The 18939-nt window shown below is 60.4% G+C and carries 22 protein-coding genes and 1 pseudogene; 16 read left to right on the forward strand and 7 right to left on the reverse strand.

Annotated features, from left to right (window positions below):
• Window positions 1-17: 17 nt before the first annotated feature.
• A complete protein-coding gene (gene argE / locus QC815_RS09450; RefSeq protein WP_309768221.1) occupies window positions 18-1196 on the reverse strand; it encodes an acetylornithine deacetylase in 1179 nt (392 codons plus the stop codon).
• 217 nt (window positions 1197-1413) lie between these two features.
• On the opposite strand from argE, the gene ugpB reads away from it, so the two are divergent.
• The 5 genes from ugpB to QC815_RS09475 all read left to right on the forward strand — a co-directional run bounded on the left by ugpB (window position 1414) and on the right by QC815_RS09475 (window position 5784).
• On the forward strand, window positions 1414-2739 hold the full coding sequence (ugpB, locus tag QC815_RS09455) for a sn-glycerol-3-phosphate ABC transporter substrate-binding protein UgpB (protein WP_309768223.1): 1326 nt from the start codon (window positions 1414-1416) through the stop codon (window positions 2737-2739).
• A 71-nt stretch (window positions 2740-2810) separates the two neighbouring features.
• Window positions 2811-3695 (forward strand): sn-glycerol-3-phosphate ABC transporter permease UgpA, encoded by an 885-nt coding sequence (ugpA, locus tag QC815_RS09460; RefSeq protein WP_309768226.1) that lies wholly within the window; start codon window positions 2811-2813, stop codon window positions 3693-3695.
• A 38-nt stretch (window positions 3696-3733) separates the two neighbouring features.
• Window positions 3734-4576 carry a sn-glycerol-3-phosphate ABC transporter permease UgpE gene (ugpE, locus tag QC815_RS09465; RefSeq protein WP_230447726.1) on the forward strand — a complete coding sequence of 281 codons (843 nt, stop codon included), beginning with the start codon at window positions 3734-3736 and terminating at the stop codon, window positions 4574-4576.
• 1 nt (window position 4577) lies between these two features.
• Entirely contained in the window at window positions 4578-5633 is a 1056-nt protein-coding gene (locus QC815_RS09470) for a sn-glycerol-3-phosphate import ATP-binding protein UgpC (protein ID WP_309768228.1), read from the forward strand.
• 10 nt (window positions 5634-5643) lie between these two features.
• Window positions 5644-5784 carry a hypothetical protein gene (locus QC815_RS09475; protein WP_230447724.1) on the forward strand — a complete coding sequence of 47 codons (141 nt, stop codon included), beginning with the start codon at window positions 5644-5646 and terminating at the stop codon, window positions 5782-5784.
• On the opposite strand, the gene QC815_RS09480 is transcribed toward QC815_RS09475, so the two are convergent.
• On the reverse strand, window positions 5770-6435 hold the full coding sequence (locus QC815_RS09480; protein ID WP_309768230.1) for an SDR family oxidoreductase: 666 nt from the start codon (window positions 6433-6435) through the stop codon (window positions 5770-5772). The two genes, QC815_RS09475 and QC815_RS09480, sit on opposite strands and share 15 nt — an antisense overlap.
• Before the next feature lie 222 nt (window positions 6436-6657).
• On the opposite strand from QC815_RS09480, the gene QC815_RS09485 reads away from it, so the two are divergent.
• Window positions 6658-7821 carry a glycosyltransferase family 4 protein gene (locus QC815_RS09485; RefSeq protein ID WP_230447722.1) on the forward strand — a complete coding sequence of 388 codons (1164 nt, stop codon included), beginning with the start codon at window positions 6658-6660 and terminating at the stop codon, window positions 7819-7821.
• Complete coding sequence (locus QC815_RS09490) at window positions 7784-8323, forward strand: phosphatase PAP2 family protein (protein WP_309768233.1); 540 nt, start codon at window positions 7784-7786, stop codon at window positions 8321-8323. Before QC815_RS09485 ends, QC815_RS09490 begins: the two co-directional genes overlap by 38 nt.
• Window positions 8324-8367: 44 nt before the next feature.
• Here QC815_RS09490 and QC815_RS09495 read toward each other — a convergent pair whose 3' ends face one another.
• Entirely contained in the window at window positions 8368-8499 is a 132-nt protein-coding gene (locus QC815_RS09495; protein WP_268902800.1) for a hypothetical protein, read from the reverse strand.
• A 714-nt stretch (window positions 8500-9213) separates the two neighbouring features.
• Between QC815_RS09495 and QC815_RS09500 the strand changes: the two genes are divergently transcribed.
• From QC815_RS09500 to QC815_RS09510, 3 genes are all read left to right on the forward strand, one after another.
• The gene (locus tag QC815_RS09500; RefSeq protein WP_230447720.1) at window positions 9214-9345 is read left to right on the forward strand and encodes an entericidin A/B family lipoprotein; all 132 of its coding nucleotides are present in this window, start codon (window positions 9214-9216) and stop codon (window positions 9343-9345) included.
• A gap of 7 nt (window positions 9346-9352) precedes the next feature.
• Window positions 9353-9901, forward strand: coding sequence for a YqiA/YcfP family alpha/beta fold hydrolase (locus QC815_RS09505; RefSeq protein WP_230447719.1), 549 nt, complete (start codon window positions 9353-9355; stop codon window positions 9899-9901).
• A 79-nt stretch (window positions 9902-9980) separates the two neighbouring features.
• On the forward strand, window positions 9981-10157 hold the full coding sequence (locus QC815_RS09510) for a DUF6435 family protein (RefSeq protein ID WP_230447718.1): 177 nt from the start codon (window positions 9981-9983) through the stop codon (window positions 10155-10157).
• A 24-nt stretch (window positions 10158-10181) separates the two neighbouring features.
• Here the strand turns inward: QC815_RS09510 and ntrC are convergent, their stop codons facing one another.
• From ntrC to glnA, 4 genes are all read right to left on the reverse strand, one after another.
• A complete protein-coding gene (gene ntrC / locus QC815_RS09515) occupies window positions 10182-11609 on the reverse strand; it encodes a nitrogen regulation protein NR(I) (RefSeq protein WP_230447717.1) in 1428 nt (475 codons plus the stop codon).
• On the reverse strand, window positions 11606-12664 hold the full coding sequence (gene glnL / locus QC815_RS09520; protein ID WP_309768340.1) for a nitrogen regulation protein NR(II): 1059 nt from the start codon (window positions 12662-12664) through the stop codon (window positions 11606-11608). Before glnL ends, ntrC begins: the two co-directional genes overlap by 4 nt.
• Before the next feature lie 206 nt (window positions 12665-12870).
• Window positions 12871-13407 carry a DUF4124 domain-containing protein gene (locus tag QC815_RS09525; protein ID WP_230447716.1) on the reverse strand — a complete coding sequence of 179 codons (537 nt, stop codon included), beginning with the start codon at window positions 13405-13407 and terminating at the stop codon, window positions 12871-12873.
• Window positions 13408-13475: 68 nt separating this feature from the next.
• Window positions 13476-14882: a glutamate--ammonia ligase gene (gene glnA / locus QC815_RS09530; RefSeq protein ID WP_230447715.1), complete on the reverse strand. Its 1407-nt coding sequence runs from the start codon at window positions 14880-14882 to the stop codon at window positions 13476-13478.
• 544 nt (window positions 14883-15426) lie between these two features.
• Between glnA and QC815_RS09535 the strand changes: the two genes are divergently transcribed.
• From QC815_RS09535 to QC815_RS09560, 6 genes and pseudogenes are all read left to right on the forward strand, one after another.
• Complete coding sequence (locus QC815_RS09535; protein ID WP_309768240.1) at window positions 15427-16002, forward strand: glycosyltransferase family 2 protein; 576 nt, start codon at window positions 15427-15429, stop codon at window positions 16000-16002.
• Between the two features lie 321 nt (window positions 16003-16323).
• Window positions 16324-16548, forward strand: a pseudogene (locus QC815_RS09540) (alpha/beta hydrolase); the annotation flags it as partial.
• 68 nt (window positions 16549-16616) lie between these two features.
• Complete coding sequence (locus QC815_RS09545) at window positions 16617-16919, forward strand: hypothetical protein (RefSeq protein ID WP_230447713.1); 303 nt, start codon at window positions 16617-16619, stop codon at window positions 16917-16919.
• 242 nt (window positions 16920-17161) lie between these two features.
• Window positions 17162-17311, forward strand: a complete 150-nt coding sequence (locus QC815_RS09550; RefSeq protein WP_230447712.1) for a hypothetical protein — start codon at window positions 17162-17164, stop codon at window positions 17309-17311.
• Entirely contained in the window at window positions 17308-18042 is a 735-nt protein-coding gene (locus QC815_RS09555) for a metal ABC transporter ATP-binding protein (protein WP_230447711.1), read from the forward strand. The genes QC815_RS09550 and QC815_RS09555 overlap by 4 nt, the downstream gene beginning before the upstream one ends.
• On the forward strand, window positions 18026-18916 hold the full coding sequence (locus tag QC815_RS09560) for a metal ABC transporter permease (RefSeq protein WP_230447710.1): 891 nt from the start codon (window positions 18026-18028) through the stop codon (window positions 18914-18916). Before QC815_RS09555 ends, QC815_RS09560 begins: the two co-directional genes overlap by 17 nt.
• Window positions 18917-18939 lie beyond the last annotated feature (23 nt).

Raw genomic sequence — 18939 nt, forward strand, 5'->3', positions numbered from 1 at the left:
GCGGGGTGGGACCCTCATTACTCCCCATGACGTTCTGCGGGCTGTTCCAACGCGACGCCCATGGCGGTTAAAAACGCCAGGCACTCCTCAAGCTGGCAGCGTTCAACATACTCATCCGGTTGATGCGCCTGGGCAATGCTACCTGGCCCCAAAATGATCGTCTGCAAGCCCTGCCCCTGAAATTGCCCGGCCTCGGTCGCATAGGCCACCGCGTGGTCGCAGCATCCTGCTGGCAAATGGTCTTTCGCCAAGCGTAGGACGCGGTCATTATCACGATCCGCCAACCCCGGGACTGTCACATTCAGCGCCTCGGTCGTGATCTCAACATGCTTCCCTCTGGCCCGCATTTGATCGCTTAACTGGGCGCAAAACGCCTCATAGCGAGCATATACCTCGTCGAACGTATCCGTCGGCAAATGGCGAATTTCCCACTCGAACTGGCACTCCCGGGCCATGATATTGATCGCCGTACCGCCTTTGATTTTACCGACGTGCAGACTGGTATGGGGCACGTTGAAGGCCTCATCGACACGGCCCTCTTCCACCAGCGCGGCCATGGTGTCTTCGATAAAGGTCACCAGTCTTGCCGCGACGTGAATCGCCGAGGTGCCCTGATTGACCTGGCTGCTGTGGGCCTCGCGTCCGGTAACGGTGGTGCGCAGGTTGGTCGCGCCCTTTTGCGCCACAACCGGCTGCATGCTGGTCGGCTCGCCGACAATCACATGCGCAGTGGTCGAGTAATGCTCGTAGAATCGCCGAATCAGATCCGGCGCGCCCACACAGCCGATTTCTTCATCGTAGGAAAACCCCAGATAAACTGGTTGCTTGAGTGGCGCGTTCACCCACTCGGGCACGTTGGCCAGAACGCAGGCAAGAAAGCCTTTCATATCGCAGGTGCCACGCCCGTATAACCGGCCATCACCGCCATCGCGCAGGGTGAAAGGGTCACTCGACCAGGGCTGCCCCGCCACCGGCACCACATCGGTGTGCCCCGACAGCATGACGCCCCCCGGCGCCTCGGGGCCGATACGGGCGATCAGGTTGGCTTTTTGACCACACGGGCTCATTACCCGCTCGGCGTCAACACCATGGGAAGCCAGGTAGTCTTCCACATAGCGGACCAGCGCCAGGTTGGATTCGCTCGAGGTGGTATCAAACGCCACCAACCTTGCTAACAGTCGCTCCGCGTCGCTCATTATTGCCCTTCCTGTCATTGGCCATCTTGTCTGCCAGACTATCACCCCGCCCACCGGCCGCCTACATCGGCAAGCTGTCATGGGGAGTTCATCTGGCGTTCACCTGAACGTCATCTGCACTTTCTACAGTCTAGGCATCCAGACAACCATGTATCCAAAAACCCTAACAAACGCAGGGTACTGCCTGTCTCATTTCAGGCCCAAAAGGAGCTTCTGTATGTCTCGTTTTACACTGCACGCGCTTGCCGTAGGGGTGGCGACGGCCAGCCTTAGCCTGTCTGCTCAGGCGACAACCGAGATTAGCTGGTGGCACGCCATGGGCGGCCAACTGGGCGACATTCTTGAAGAGATGACTCAGGACTTTAACGAGTCCCAGGATGATTATCATGTGACCCCCAGCTACCGTGGCACCTACACCGAAACGATGACGGGCGCTATCGCCGCCTTCCGCGCCAACGAGCAGCCGCATATTCTGCAGGTGTTTGAGGTCGGCACCGGGACCATGATGAACGCCAAAGGCGCCATCTACCCAGTGTACGAGCTGATGGAAGCGCATGGTCGCGCTTTCGATAACGATGTTTTCCTGCCTGCGGTGGTGGGTTACTACACCGACACCAACGGCAATATGCTGTCGTTCCCGTTCAACTCCTCGACGCCCATCATGTACTACAACCAGGACATGTTTGAAGAAGCGGGCCTGGATCCCGAGCAGCCCCCCCAAACATGGGATGAAGTGGCCGACTTTTCACGTCAGATCGTCGACGCTGGTGCGGCCAGCTGTGGCTTTACCACCTCCTGGCCTAGCTGGGTAATGCTGGAAAACTTCTCCGCTTGGCATAACGTGCCGCTAGGTACGCTGGAAAACGGTTTTGGCGGCCTGGAAACCGAGCTTACCTTCAATAATGAGCTGGTTGCTCGTCATTGGGACAACCTCCACGACTGGCAGGAAAAAGGTGTCTTTAAATGGGGCGGCCCCGGTTCCGGCCCCGACTCAGAGCCGCTGTTCTACTCCCAGGACTGTGCGATTTTCTTCGGCTCTTCTGCTTCACGCGCCGATGTCGCCGCCAATTCAGAATTTGACGTCGGCTTTGGCATGCAGCCCTATTACGCCGACGTGGAAGATGCCCCGCAGAACTCGATTATCGGTGGCGCGACGCTTTGGGCACTGCAAGGCCATAGCGAAGAAGAGTACGCAGCCGTTGCGGCCTTCTTCGAGTACCTTTCCCAACCCGAGGTACAAGCCGACTGGCACCAGCAAACCGGTTACCTGCCCATCACCCAGGCCGCCTGGGATCTGAGTAAAGAGCAGGGCTATTACGAAGAGAACCCGGGAGCAGATATCTCGCTTGAGCAGATGACCCTCAACGCGCCGACCGAAAACTCCAAAGGCCTGCGTTTTGGCAATTTCGTGCAGATCCGCGACATCATCTCCGAAGAGATGGAAGCCGTGATGACCGGCGATAAATCCGGCCAGGAAGCGGCGGACGATGCCGTGGAACGCGGCAATGCGCTGCTGCGGGACTTCGAAGCCGCCAATCAGTAACCAGGCACTGACTTCGCCGCTTACCCAAGGGTAGGCGGCGCTTTCGTTTCGGCTGTGTTCAAGAGCTTGCCATGCAAACAAAACGCATGACCTTTCCAGGGCGTTGGCTGCCTTTCGCCCTGCTGGCCCCCCAGGTGATCATCACGCTGATTTTCTTTATCTGGCCGGCGGGTCAGGCCCTGTATCAATCACTCCTGCGCGAAGATGCCTTTGGGTTACGCTCGACGTTTGTAGGGCTCGAAAATTTTGTCCGCCTGTTCCGCGACGGCAACTATCTTAATTCGCTGTCGGTGACGGTGGTATTCGCCGTGGGCACCACGCTGTTGTCCATGTCGGTAGCGCTGCTGCTGGCCAGCACCGTCAACCGGATGCTTCGTTCGCGCAGCACCTACACCACCCTGCTGGTCTGGCCCTACGCCATCGCACCCGCCCTGGCGGGCGTTTTATGGTGGTTCATCTTCAACCCCTCCATCGGCATCGTGCCTTACATGCTGGAGATGGTGGGTTACCAATGGAACCACCGCAATTCAGGCAGCGACGCCATGCTGCTGGTGATTCTAGCCGCCGCCTGGAAGCAGGTCTCCTATAACTTCCTGTTCTTCCTGGCGGGGATGCAGTCCATTCCACAATCGCTGATTGAAGCGGCCGCCATTGATGGCGCCAGCCCCATCAAACGCTTCTGGACAATCGTCTTCCCGCTGCTGTCGCCCACGACCTTCTTCCTGATGGTGGTCAACGTGGTGTACGCCATGTTCGACACCTTTGGGATTATCCACGCCACCACCGAAGGCGGACCGGCACAGGCCACCAACATCCTGGTGTATAAGGTGTATGCCGACGGCTTCGTGGGGCTGAACCTGGGGTCTTCGGCCGCTCAGTCGGTGATTCTGATGGTCATTGTGGTCGCGCTGACCGTGATTCAGTTCCGCTTTATCGAGCGGCGCGTTAATTATTAACAGACGGCCTGCGAATCCGGCCTTGATGGAGTGTTGTGATGGTTGAAAACCGACCCTGGGCCAATGGCTTTGCCCATACTGTGTTGATCATCGGCGTGGCACTGGTGGTTTTCCCCGTCTATATCGCCATTGTGGCATCGACCCAGGCACCTGATGAGCTGCTGCGCGGCACCCTGCCGTTGCTACCCGGCAGCCATGGGATCGAAAACTATACCCAAATGTGGCTATCCGGCGTTTCGTCGACCAACTCTCCATCCGCCGCGCTGATGCTCTGGAACAGCTTTGTAATGGCCATGGCGATCACCGTGGGCAAGCTGTTTATTTCGCTGCTATCCGCCTTTGCCATCGTCTACTTCCGCTTCCGCTTCCGCATGTTTTTCTTCTGGCTGATATTCGTCACGCTGATGCTGCCGGTGGAAGTGCGCATTATCCCGACGTATCAGGTAGTGGCCGATCTCAGCATGCTCAACAGCTTCGCCGGCCTGTCGATTCCGCTGATCGCCTCGGCCACCGCGACCTTCCTGTTCCGCCAGTTCTTCATGACCGTCCCCGAAGAAATGCTCGAGGCCGCCCGGGTCGACGGCGCCGGGCCAATGACGTTCTTCAAGGACATCCTACTGCCCCTCTCGGTGACCAACATCGCCGCGCTGTTCGTGATCATGTTTATCTACGGCTGGAATCAGTACCTCTGGCCGCTGCTGATCACCACCGACCCCGACTACACCACCATCGTCATGGGTATTCAGCGCATGACCTCGGAGGAGAACCCCCAGTGGCACCTGATAATGGCGGCGGTGGTCATGGCCGCGCTGCCGCCGGTGTTAGTCATCCTGTTTATGCAACGCCTGTTTGTGAAAGGCCTGACCGAGACGGAGAAGTAAGATGGCCAGCATTACTTTGGAGGGAATAACGAAAACCTATAGTGGCGATGTCCGGGCGGTCAAAGGCGTTGACCTGCAGATCGAAGACGGCGAGTTTGTCGTGCTGGTCGGGCCTTCCGGCTGCGGTAAATCCACCCTGCTACGCATGGTGGCCGGGCTTGAAACCATCACCGACGGCACGCTCAAAATCGGTGACCGGGTGGTCAATAAGCTCGAACCCGCCGAACGCGACATCGCCATGGTGTTTCAGAACTACGCGCTCTACCCGCATATGACGGTGTACAACAACCTCGCCTACGGCCTGAAGAACCGGGGCTTTAAAAAAGACGACATAGAAAAACGCGTCCGGGTTGCCGCCCAAATGCTCGAGATCGAGGCGTTTCTGGATCGCAAACCACGCAAGCTATCCGGTGGCCAGCGCCAGCGCGTCGCCATGGGCCGCGCCCTGGTCCGCGACCCCGCCGCATTCCTGTTCGACGAGCCACTCTCTAACCTGGACGCCAAGCTGCGCGTGCAGATGCGGGTGGAAATCAAGCAGCTCCAGCGGCGCCTCAAGACCACCAGCCTGTACGTGACCCACGACCAGCTGGAAGCCATGACCCTGGGTGATCGTTTAGTGGTGCTGAACGCCGGGCAGATCGAGCAGGTGGGCACGCCCATGGAGATCTACGCCCGCCCCGCCACCATGTTCGTCGCCGGGTTTATCGGCTCCCCCGCCATGAACATGCTGTCGGTGGATTACCTGACAGCACAGGGCGCCGACGGGCCGCTGGATAACCTACCCGAGGGCACTGATACCGTCGGTATTCGCCCGGATGACATGCACCTGGCGCCGCCCCACGCGCCTCACCTGATACTCGATTCGACGCTTGCGCTGTTTGAAGCCGCCGGTGCCGAAAGCCACCTGTACGTAACGCTCGCCGACAGCGCCCAGCCCACGGTGATTCGAGTATCCGGCCAGCCGCCGGTAGCCGAGGGCGACACCTTACGCATTTATGTGCCTCGCCACGCGCTACACCCTTTTAACAGCACCACGGGCCAACGGATACAGGATTGACGGTGACACCATGACGACAACTCCCCGCAAGCCGCTCAGCAACGACGAGGTTGCCTTTCTGGTGCAGCTGGCCAACGGCAATGCGCTGTTTCTGCAGCGTCGGCGCGAGCAGGCGCGCGCTCACCGACCGCCGCCCTCACCAGGGCAGTGACTCGCCATTGCTGTGCCAGAACCCGCCGCTGGTGTCGAGCGTCAGCGCGTCAATGCGGGCGGCGATGCCTTGCGCCGCCTCGGTTGGGCTGATTACCCCGCCAAAATTGACCATGCGCGTTTGTACGTAGCCGGGATGGATCTGCGCAACGGCAATGCCGCGCGGTTTGACATCGACCGCCAGCGACTTGCCAAACGCATTGAGCGCCGCCTTGGACGCACGGTACCCATAGCGGCCACCCGAGTTGTTATCCGCGATGGAGCCCATGCGGCTGGTGATATTGGCGATCTTGCTGCCCTGCTTGAGCAACGGTAACAGCGACTCGGCAACCCGTAGAGGCGCGTAGGCGTTGATTTCCATCTGCTGGCGGATGCTGTCGAAATCAATGTCGCCAAGCGACTCATCGCGTAACAGGCCGGCATTATTGATCAGCAGGTCCAGCGTCTGACCCTTGAGCGTGTCGGCCAGCCTTTCGACGTCTGACGGCTGGGTAACATCGATGCCCTCGATGACCTGGTCGGCCACCTGCGCCAGCGCCTCGGAAGAGGACCGACAGACCCCGATAACGCGATAGCCCGCCTCAGCGTAGTGCTCGGCAAGCGCCAGCCCGACACCCCGGTTGGCCCCGGTAATCAACACCGTCGATTTCATGCTCTGCTCCTGGTGACTGGATCATGGATAGCCTGGGCATCGTAACATCACCACGGCAACCGTAGGCGCCTCGCCTGTCAACGCCCACGCCGCCAGCGGCCAACGAAAACCGCCTGGCCACCGTTAGCCGCGCCGCTGTCATCGATTATTCACCGGGCTGTCTTGGCTGCGTCATGCCGGGCGCGCAAGCTGTGGCTAAATGACTAACAGGACGAATGGCACATGCGGCTTTGCATCGTCAGCGAAACATGGGCACCGGAAATCAACGGCGTCGCGCACACCTTGGGGCGGCTGAGCCGAGAGCTTGCGCATTACCGGGTCGACATTGATGTCGTGCGTCCCAAACCGGCGTGCCCGGCCCCGGTACCTCAGGCGCTGGCCGAGCTGCAGGTGCCGTCCTGGTCGGTGCCGGGCTACCGTGAGGTGCACCTGGGGTTCTGCCGCCCGGCAACCCTGCGCACGTTCTGGCAAGACAACCGCCCCGATATCATTTATCTGGCCACCCAGGGCCCGCTGGGCTGGTCGGCGCGCCAGGCCGCGCGGCGGTTGGGCATTCCGCTGGTAGCGGGCTGGCATACCAACTTTGACCACTACTGCAACGATTACGGGGTGCCCTGGCTCGCCGCCGCCACCCGCCGCTACCTGCGCTATTTTCACAACGGCTGCGCGTTGACGCTGGTGCCCACCCACCTTCAGGCAAGGCAGCTTCGCCAGCAGGGCATCAAGGACGTCAAGGTGATGTCGCGGGGCATCGATGGCGAAGGCTTTTCCCCCGCCCACCGCGACCCGGCACTGCGGCGCGCCTGGGGCGTCAACGACCATCAACCGGTAGCGCTGTATGTGGGCCGGCTGGCCGCCGAGAAGAACCTGGCGCTACTCCAGGAAACCTATCACGCCATGCGCAACGTGCGCCCCGACATGGCCCATGTCATCGTCGGCGATGGCCCCGCCCGGGCACAGCTCGAAAGCGCGCTGCCGGATGCGCATTTTACCGGCTTCATCGACCCCGAGGCGCTCGCCCGGCATTACGCCAGTGCCGACCTGTTCATCTTCCCCTCGCTGTCGGAAACCTGGGGCAACGTGGTCAACGAAGCCATGGCGAGCGGGCTGGCCGTGGTCGCCTTCCACCACGCGGCCAGCGCCGAGCTGATTAAAAGCGGTTACAACGGGATTACCGTGCCCGTCGACGACCCGGCGGCGTTTTGCCAGGCCGCGGTCACGCTATGCCAACACCCCGCGGACTATGCCAAATACAGTCGTCTGGCACGCCTGAGAGCGCTCGAGCAGAGCTGGGCGGGTATCGCCCAGCAGTTTATTGACCATCTTCAACAAGCCCAGGAGGCTTATCATGCGACCCCGCGCCCTTGTCGTATTCGATCGTCTTGACCTGCTGGAATGGCAGTTTTGCCAGCGCATCGCCCGGCTGACGCTGTTTCGCCCGTGGCGGGTGACGCTGCAGACTGCCAGCGCGCTGGGTGACTGGCCGGTGTGGGTATTGCTGGTCGTGGCGCAGCCTTGGCTACAGCCGGAAGGCCTAGGGCACCTCATGCAGTACGCCGCGACCGCCGGCGTGGCGATCGCCATCTACCGCCTGATCAAGACCCGCCTATGCCGCGAGCGCCCCTTCATCACCTACCGCAGCGGTATTCAGCGCAGTGCGCCTGCCCGGGATCGCTACAGCTTTCCCAGCGGGCACACCATGCACGCCGTCATGTTCAGCGTATTGGTCGCCGCGCATACCCCATGGCTGCTGCCGGTGGTGTTACCCCTGGCGGTGTTGATTGCCATATCGCGGGTGGGCCTGGGTCTGCACTACGTGAGCGACGTGATCGCCGGGGCGGTCATGGGCTACGGCTTTGCGCTGCTGAGCCTATACCTGATGGGCTGAGCCAGGCACAACGCAAATGGTGAGCAAGGCCGCCCAAAGCGGGATTACCGTTCCGGCGGCAGATCGTCCGGATCAGCATTCAGGGTGGCGAGGGTGGTCTTGACGGCCATGTACACGCCCACGGCAGAAAAGGCAGAAAAAAGCACCAACATGCTTAGCATCAGTCCCATGGTCATACGCTTATCCCTTTGAGTATGCCGCAGTGCGGGTGTTGTTATGAGCGCTGTACTGTCTCATTTATAGGGATAGTCTAAAGTAGGCGGCCAAACTGTACAAATGTTATGCAAAACCTCAGGCTGATGACAATATTGACGCTTTGGCATTGCGTATGGCCCAGACGCAAAAAGACCACCTTGCCGAAACAAAGTGGTCAATTCGCATCGTGACCGTCCATGGTAATGATGTTTAGCGCGTCCCGGCGCTAAAGCGGAGAGTGCCGATTCCCTTGAAGGCTCCTTTCGTTATGCGATGGCTTCCTGCCGTCCGTTTAACGTGAAGACACTCTCCTGACCTACGTGACTCATTGACGCTTAACTTACTCGTGACCCCTCCTTACCAGCGACGCCATTTACCCTTTACTACCGATGACCGTGACATAACTAACGACAAGTGACTGAAAACGTTATTGACTCCCCATACACTCTGGGTAAAGCAGGCACTGGGCCAACAACGCTTGAAAAATTAAATATAACAACAAAAACAACCACTTAATCTATAGCACGATGCGTCGCTGATCACCCGGCTGGCACACAAAGACTGTGCCAGCGTGGCACATGCGACAAAACCGCAAGGCAATGGGGGCAAAATGGGTACATACTGGCGGTGTCGCTAAATGGCAAAGCTTTGCTAATCTAGCTAATAACACGATCTGCCTGAGTAAGGAGGCTTCCATGACACGCGTAACAGCCCTTGGCATTCTGTGCCTTACCGTCCTGCTCCTCGTGAGCGGTTGCAATACCATCCGCGGGGCGGGTGAAGATATCGAGCGGGGCGGAGAAGCCATCCAGCAATCTGCGAGTTAACACGATCATGCTAACGGTTTACCTGTCACACGGGCTGGAAAGCGGCCCTGGCGCGCTGAAAATGCAGGCCCTCAAAGGGATTGCCGACAAACTCGATGACTGCGAGGCCGTGGTAATGGATTACCGTGATCAGCCCGAGCCGCAACAGCGCCTTCAGCACCTGCTGGCGACGCTTAAGGCCCGGGGTGATGACCCTGAACGCTGCGTGCTTGCCGGTTCCAGCCTGGGTGGCTGGCTGAGCGCCGCAGTCAGTGCTCAGCAGCCGGTTCTGGGCTGCTTTTTATTAGCCCCCGCACTGGGCCTGGCGCACTACCCCGAGACCTCGCCCACCATTCAGGCGCGCTGCACGCATATCATCCATGGCTGGCAGGACGACGTCATTCCCCCCGGCCCGGTGATCGAGCGCGCGCAGCGCCAACGCCTGTCGCTGCGCATGGTCGACGACGACCATCGCCTCCACGAAAGCCTCGATACCCTACTCAGCGACTTCGACACCTTTCTGACCCGCTGCAGCGCCCTGCTGCATGCCAGTTCCATCCCCTGCTCGCGTCGCTAGGGGCAGCGCCTGGCACGCAACAGTCGACAAACTCGCCTCAAGGGTGTACAAACAATGTACACACAGAAGGAGAGCGTCCATGTTTGGTCTCTTTAAGCGCGACCCCAAAAAAAAGCTACAGCAAGACTACGAGCGCAAGCTGCAAGCCGCCATGGAAGCGTCGCGCAACGGTGACATGCGGGCTAACGCCACGCTGACCGAAGAAGCCGATGCGCTGCTGGCCGAAATCGAACAGCTGAAGAAAGACGGCAAATAATCCCGCCGTCGTTATACCGCCTGGCTACTCATCAGCCAGCGCGGGTAACAATGTCTTCAGCTTGCGGGTCAGGGTATTGCGCCCCCAGCCCAGCAGCTCTGCCGCTTCGCCCTTGCGACCGCCGGTATGCTTCAGGGCGGTCTCGATCAAGATGCGCTCGAAGTCCGGCACGGCTTCTTCCAGCAAATGCGTATGGCCTTCCGCGAGCGCATGATCCGCCCAGTCGCGAAACGCGCTGCGCCAGTCCCCATAGGCGCTGGTGTCCGATGCGCTGGGCGAGCGCAGCTCGGTCGGCAGGTCTTCTACCAGCACTTCGCGCCCCGAGGCCATGACCGTCAGCCAGCGGCAGATGTTCTCCAGCTGGCGAACGTTACCCGGCCACGGCAGCCGGGTTAGATGGGCTTCCGCTTCGGGCGTCAGCACCTTGACGTCGGTCGACAGTTCCTTGGCTGCTTCCGCCAGGAAATGCCGCGTCAGCCGGGGGATGTCCTCACGGCGTTCGGCCAGCTTGGGCAAATGAATGCGGATGACATTCAGGCGGTGAAACAGGTCTTCCCGGAAGCGCCCATCATCCACCAATGATTCAAGGTTCTGGTGCGTCGCCGCGATAATGCGCACGTCGACCTTGGTCGGGGTGTGTCCCCCCACGCGGTAGAACTCGCCGTCGGCCAGTACGCGCAGCAGGCGCGTCTGGGTTTCAGCTGGCATATCGCCAATTTCATCCAGGAACAGCGTGCCGCCATTGGCCTGCTCGAAGCGCCCCTGGCGCTGCGAGGTCGCCCCGGTAAACGCGCCCTTCTCATGGCCGAACAGCTCCGACTCGATCAGATCCCGCGGTATCGCCGCCATGTTCAACGCAATAAAGGGCTTGCCTTCGCGCGGGCTGTGCTGGTGTAACGCCTCGGCAACACGCTCCTTGCCGGTGCCCGACTCGCCGTTGATCAGCACGGTAATGTGCGAGTGGGAAAGCCGCCCGATGGCCCGGAAGACCTCCTGCATGGCAGGCGCCTCGCCGATGATTTCGGCGTTGAGCCCTTCGGGCACCGAGACCGGCCGCTGGCGCTCGCGGGCGTGGGCCACGGCGCGGCGCACCAGGGCCAGCGCCTCGTCGACATCGAACGGCTTGGGCAGGTATTCGAAGGCGCCGCCCTGATAGGACGCCACCGCACTGTCCAGGTCCGAGTGCGCGGTCATCACGATGACCGGCAGGTCGGGGTGGGCCTCGCGCACCCGGGCCATCAGGTCCAGGCCATCGATACCCGGCATGCGAATATCGGTCACCAGTACGTCCGGCGGGCTTTCAAGCAGACGCGTGAGGGCCGTATCGGCCCGCTCGATGCATTCGACCTCAAGGTCGGGTTGCGCCAGCGCGCGTTCTAGTACCCAGCGAATCGCACGGTCATCGTCAACGATGACGACCCGCGCAACATCATTACGGGCAGGCTCAGTCATGACGCTTCTCCGGTGGAATGAATAACCAGTGGGATCAAGAGACGAAATTCGGTGTGTCCCGGGCGTGAGTCGCACTCAATCAGCCCCTGATGCTGGTGCAGGATCGATTGGGCGATCGACAGGCCAAGACCGCTGCCTTCGGCACGGCCCGAGACCATCGGATAAAACAGGGTTTCTTGCAGCGCCGCCGGAATGCCGGGGCCGTTGTCCAGCACGGCCACTTCGCTGACCAGCCGGTGGCGCTCGGCCCCCAGAGTAAACTGGCGACGCGCGCGGGTACGCAGCACCAGGGTCGGCGACGGGGTTTCCGCGTCGCTCATGGCCTGCACCGCGTTGCGCGCCACGTTCAGCACCGCCTGGATCATCTGATCCTCGTCGCCGGACAGATCCGGCAGGCTGGGGTCGTAGTCACGCTGAATATCGACGTGGGGATGCTCGGCAATCAGCAGCGAGCGCACCCGTTCGAGCACCTTGTGGATATTGACCGGTTCGTGCTTGACGATGTAGTTGGGCCCCAGCATCGAGTCCACCATGTCGCGCAGCCGATCAACCTCTTCGACGATGATGTGGGTAAATTCGCGCAGCGCGGGATTATCCAGATCGCGCTCGAGCAGCTGCGCCGCCCCGCGGATACCGCCCAGCGGGTTCTTCACCTCGTGGGCGAGCCCCCGGGCCAGCACCTTGATGGTTTCCTGGCGGGTGGTCAGCGCTTCCTCGCGGGAAATCTGCATCAGCCGGTCACGCGGCTCGACCTCGAGCAGCAGCTCCGACTCGGAGAGCGGTGTCACCGTGTAATCGACGGTCAAAGCGTCGCTGTTCAGCGGGGTGATACGCGCCTCGCGCTGGGTAAAGGGATGGAATGCATCGCGGGCCTTGGCCAGCACCTCGTCAATGCTTTCATCGCCGCCCAGCAGGGTATCCAGGCTGGTTCCCTTTACCCGGCTCAGGCTCACCGCCAGCAGCGCTTCCGCCGCCGGGTTCATCCAGCACACGTTGAGGCGGCCGTCCAACAGCAGCACCGCCGTGGTGAGATGTTCCAGTAATCGCTGGTGCATGGTGGTGTCTTGCAAAGTCGCCTCGTCCATTACCTTGGGTCAACCTTCCGCTGGAAAGATGTAGTGGGCACTGCAAAAAGCGCGCCAAATGGGCGACAGCGCTGATTTGCACGCTACTTGCGCCGCGTGGCGGTGCATGGCGGGCTGTCATGGCGCAAACCGTCGGCCGCACTGCGTCACCTCTGCACCATAATGGCGCATCTGCACTACTCTGCCACCACGATGGTCACCGGTGGCGTGCGGTGCTGCCGACGCCCCTGGGCGTCCAGCAGGTCCGCCTGGAGCTGATGCCGACCGACGGGCAGGTTCGCCAGCCAGAACACATCGCTGTGCAGCGCCGATTGGCTAACGTCTCCATTGACCCGCAGCTGGACGCGATGATCATCGCGCAGTGGCGGTACGATGCGTAGCGTCACCGGCGTGGCGGCACTCACTTCCGCGCCCGTACCGGGCGAATCAATCTGAAAGCGGTCGTAGGGCATGAAAGGCGGCCCCGGCGATGCCGCGGCGGGACGCGCGTCCGTCGCCTTCGACGCTGGGCTCGGCAAGCCCGGCAGCGGCGCAAGCTCAATGGCTTCGCCGCCGTCACGCGGGGAGTCGGAGAACGTGACGTTGCCGTTGTCATCCACCACCCGGTAGACCGTTGACGACGCAACCGCCCCGGCAGCCGCCACCGTCAGCAGCAGGCCAGCGCCGACTATCGCGCTGGCTTGTCTCCAACGCCTCAATGCCTTGCGCACCATGCGCCCTCCTTCAATGAAAAAACCCCGCCGTGGCGGGGTTTAGGCTTATCAGCACCACAGAGGTGAGATTAGCAGCTGTAGTACATATCAAACTCGACGGGGTGCGTGGTCATACGGATACGCTCCACGTCTTCCATCTTGAGCTCGATGTAGGCGTCGATCATTTCATCGGTGAACACGCCACCTTCGGTCAGGAAAGCACGGTCAGTGTCGAGTGCTTCCAGCGCCTGATCCAGGCTGTGCGCCACGGTGGGTACGGACTTGCCTTCTTCCGGCGGCAGGTCGTACAGATTCTTGTCCATGGCATCGCCAGGGTGGATCTTGTTCTTGATACCGTCGATACCCGCCATCAGCATGGCCGCAAAGCACAGGTACGGGTTGGCCGTCGGGTCAGGGAAACGCAGCTCGACACGCTTGCCTTTCGGGCTCGCGGTGTACGGAATACGAATAGACGCGGAACGGTTGCGGGCGCTGTAGGCCAGCATGACTGGCGCTTCAAACCCCGGTACCAGGCGCTTGTACGAGTTGGTCGACGCATTGGTGAAGGCGTTCAGCGCGCGGGCGTGCTTGATGACGCCGCCAATGTAGTACAGCGCCATTTCAGACAGGCCGGCGTACTCGTCGCCCGCGAACTGGTTGGTGCCTTCTTTCCAGAACGACTGGTGAACGTGCATGCCCGAGCCGTTATCGCCTACCAGCGGCTTCGGCATGAAGGTCGCGGTCTTGCCGTAAGCGTGCGCCACGTTGTGGATCACGTACTTCATTTCCTGGACTTCGTCGGCTTTCTTCACCAGCGTGTTGAACTTCACGCCAATTTCGTTCTGGCCGGCGTTGGACACTTCGTGGTGGTGCACTTCCACCGACTGACCAATGGCTTCCAGGGTGTTACACATTGCACCGCGAATATCGTGGAAGCTGTCGACCGGAGGTACCGGGAAGTAGCCGCCCTTGACGCGCGGGCGGTGGCCCAGGTTGCCGCCTTCTACCTGGCTATCCGTGGCCCAGGCACCTTCTTCAGAGGTGATCTTGTACATGGAACCCTGGATATCGGATTTCCAGTGCACTTCGTCAAAGATGAAGAACTCGGGCTCCGGGCCGAAAAAGGCGGTGTCGCCAAGACCGGTGGACTGCAGGTACGCCTCGGCACGCTTGGCAATGGAGCGCGGGTCACGGTCGTAACCCTGCATGGTCGCCGGCTCGATGATGTCGCAGCGGAGTACCAGCGTCGCGTCTTCGGTGAAGGGGTCGAGGTAGGCAGTACCGTCTTCCGGACGCAGAATCATGTCGGATTCGTTGATGCCCTTCCAGCCGTTGATGGACGAACCATCGAACATCTGACCGTTTTCGAAAAACTCTTCATCGACGTCGCGGGCAGGCACGGTCACGTGCTGTTCTTTACCCCGGGTGTCGGTGAAACGCAGGTCTACCCACTTAACATCATGCTCTTCGATTAGCGCGAGAGTCTTGGCTGACATAGTGTCCTCCGGTATGAGCGTGGCTTAAAGCTAACGACAGTAAGCTACCGATAAATGTTGTTCGACATGACGCGTGCATCATGGCACGCCTGCCTTGCTTATTCACTCAACGTTTGTTTGTTGCCTTCAACAGAACGTCTAGCGATAACGAAACCGGCTAATGTTGTAGCACGCCGCATGGCGTTTTGCCTATGACCGACTAGCCGCTACTGCAAGCAATGCAGGTTGCGTGCCATTTTTGCACCAATATGGCATTAAAAATAAACAAGTATTTGTTTTTTAAGCACTTAAAAACCTGTTCTCGTGCATCTTCATGTCGCATACCTGGCTAAAGCCCTGACATCCAGCTCTTCCGGCGCGGTGTTCGCACCAAAATAAATCAAAAATAACGCCACGCGCACTAAAAAGGTGCATATGGCAAGATGACACCGGTAACATGGCCGCTGTATTTGCTTGCGCACTAGACAATCGCTACTATATTAACTTTTGAACACAATCGGTTACAATTAGGCAAAATCAGGCGTAAACGGCCAGAGGGCACCCCATGAAGTCGGTCTGTTTTATCATCGACACCTATGTCACGGGTGCTCAACTGCCCCGCCATCTTCAGACCATCCAGCGAGCTACCGACGACGGCTCTGACTTCTCACTGCGGATCGTCAGCCTGGCTCATGACCCCCGGTTAACGCTCATGGAACAGCGCTTTTCCGCCCAGTGCACCACGCTGCCCGGCACCGCACTCGGGGAGCGACTCAACCATGCGGCCAGTGCCAGCCAGGCCGAGTGGCTGGTGTTTGCCCTGCACGCCACCGCCCTGCAGGCGGCCCTGTGGCGCTCGCTGTTTCCCATGCTGGATAGCTATGCCATGGACGCCGTTGTCCTCGGCTCCAGTGAGCCCACCTTGTCCACGCGCCTGCTGCAGCGCTTTATGGCCACCACGCTGCAGTCGCCCCCTTATATTGCGGTTCGACGAACGTGGCTGGAGCGCCTGGGCGGCTTCGACCCGGAGCTCGACCGGACCGCCATCCACGACTTCCTGCAACGGCTGCACGCCTGCCCGACCCGCATTGACGCCCTGAATGCCGACGGCAAACCGTTTTCCACGGGCCATATTGCCTAGGGCCTCTTGCATACAAAGGGCTCCAGCGGAATACGCATGAAATCGGCGACGAGGTTATCCATGTCGTTATTCACTTGATCCATCAAGTGAATAAAAACGGCGATGCAGCCTTACGCCCCCAGCCCCAAGATCTCTTCCACTTTCCGCATGAGCCCTCCTGCCTGTGTGTGGTTACACCACGCTTGACGCATCGCGCCCTGAACATCCCACACCATGCGCTGTCCGACTTGGGCAGTGCACGACAATTCCCAACAGACGAGGCGCTCGTGGCACAACGCCCTCTCTAGAGGCTCAGCGCCATCAGCCGGGCCAGCTACGTGCCCCGTGCCGCTGTACATCAGCGCCGGACGGCGCGACGTTTTCGACGCCGAGTTTCACGCCCGGCAGTTACGCCAGGCCATGGAGAAGATCCAGCCCAATGCGGTCAACTTCGACCTGTACCCCGGCGGCCACACCTGGAAAGTGTGGCGGGCCAGCCTGCCGGCCGCGCTGACCTTCATGTTTCAATATGTCGAGGCGCCAACCCAGAACAACTCACACAAATAAGCTACGCTTATATAACGATATTTCGCGTTGTCGTTAACAACTCACCCCAACGGAACAAGGAGTTTTCCATGCATCGCCACATTGAATGGGATATGCCAGGTAGCGCCAGCGTCGCGCATCATTACGCCCAGGATCCCAACCACGACGCCAGACCGCATACCGGCGACATCATCTCAGCCCGCTACCAGGGCTGTTCGGTTAGGGTAGACGTACAAAGCTATCAGGAAGACGAAAGGGTCAGCATCGGCCCCGTGGTGGCCATCATCGGCCCCCAGGGCCAACGCCTCGACAGTCACGGCAAGCTGCACAAGGGCGACATTGTCCGCCTACCCGATGACAAACGCGCCATGGAGCCGAGTCCCGAGGAGTAAGACGCCGTTTAAACAACGATGTATATCTGGATCCCTCGTTGTAAACGAGGGATCACCTTAACTTTTCACAGCTAGCCTTCTCCTCATCCTTTTCTCCCCAGATGACCGCGCCGGCACATTTGCGTTGGTCTCGCATTCTTGACGTTGCTCTGTGCCGCTGAGCGAGTAAAATACTCGGCAAATTTATTGGCTTCGCCAATTGTTATGTTATAACCTATTTGATTATTCACGAGGGCGGCTTAATGAGTGAGCATTCACATCGCCATAACAAGGAAGGGCCTTGTCATTTTTCGCTGATGTCGCTGTCGGCGGTGCGGCGGTTGCTGTCGGTGGCGGTACCGCTGCTGGTGCTGTGGCTGATGGTGCTGTGGGCCAACGGGTGGGCATCATGAGCCGGCGCTCACTATCACGCCTGCAGCTGCATGACCTGCATTTGGCCCAGGGGCACCGCACGGTGCTGGAGCATGTGGAAGGCGACTTTCAACCCGGCGCGATCACCGCGCTGATCGGCGCGAACGGCGCGGGTAAAAGCACGCTCATTCAGGCCATCATGGGTGAACTCCGCCCGATGAGCGGCAAGGTGGTATGCACCGTGCCCAAGGAACGCCGGGCCTGGCTACCGCAGCAGTTGGCGTTGGACCTTTCCTTCCCGATGAGCGTGGAAGAGCTGGTGATGACCGGCAGCTGGCCAAGCCACGGGGCGCTGAAAGGCTATTGCGCGGCGCACTACCGCAAGGGCCGCGAGATCATGGCGCGGCTGGGCATCTCACATCTGGCGCACCGTCCGCTGGGCGAGCTGTCCGGCGGTCAGCGCCAGCGCGCCCTGATCGGCCGCACGCTGATGCAGGAAGCCGAGCTGCTGCTGCTCGACGAGCCGTTTGCCAACGTGGATAGCGAGACGGTGGACATTCTGATCCGCATTTTGCGCCAGATGGCCGACGACGGCGCGACGCTGATTCTGGTGCTCCACGATATGGATCACCTGCAGCGCCTGGCCGACGAAGTGCTGATGCTCAACGGCGGTCACGGCCGCTGGATGTCGCCCAGCGCGCTTACCCATCAGCACGCGCCCGCTCAGGTGGTGCCCTTCACGCTGGGAGGCCGTCATGCTGGCACTGCTTGATGCCTGGTTTATCGCGCCTTTCGATTACGGCTTCATGCGCCGTGCGGTAGTCGGCGGCCTGGCACTGTCGTTGGCGGCGCCCACGCTGGGCGTGTTTCTGGTGCTGCGCGGCATGAGCCTGATTGGCGACGCCATGGCCCACGCGATTCTGCCCGGGGTGGCGCTGGGCTTTCTGCTGGCCGGGTTTTCACTGCCGGTGATGAGCATCGGCGGCGTGCTGTTCGGCGTGATGGTGGCATTGCTTGCCGGAGCCGTTTCCAAGATGGGCGGCCAGCGCGAAGACGCTGCCATGGCGAGCTTTTTCATTATTTCCTTGGCGGCAGGCGTGATGCTGATCTCGATTGGTGGCAGCAGCGTCGATCTGACCCATGTGCTGTTTGGTTCGATTCTGGCGATCAACTCCACAGCGCTGCTGCTGATCGCCGGGATGAGCACATTGATTGTGCTGACCCTGGCGGTGATTTTCCGCGCCCTGGTGGTGGAATGCCTGGATCCGCTGTTTTTACGCGGCCAGAGTCGCCGCAGCGGCTGGGTGCACAGCGTGTTTTTGGGGCTGCTGGTGCTCAATCTTACCGCCGGGTTTCAAACCCTGGGAACACTGATGGCAGTGGGCTTGATGATGCTGCCAGCCACCTCGGCGCGCTTCTGGAGCAAGCGCCTGGAGGGGTTGATCGGGATTGCCGTGGCGCTTGCGATGATTGCCAGTACCGGCGGGCTGTTGCTGTCGTTTCATCTCGACATTCCCTCAGGCCCCAGCATTATTCTACTGGCCGGCAGTGGCTATCTATTGTCTGCCCTGTTCGGCCGTTATCACAGCTTGGCCGCTCGCTGGCGGCGCAAAACCGCGCCGCTCTCGGCGGAGCCAAGCGCTTGATCACCGGGTCTTGCCCGTTCACC

This window comes from Vreelandella gomseomensis (genome assembly GCF_031451645.1).
Classification (GTDB): Bacteria; Pseudomonadota; Gammaproteobacteria; order Pseudomonadales; family Halomonadaceae; genus Vreelandella; species Vreelandella gomseomensis.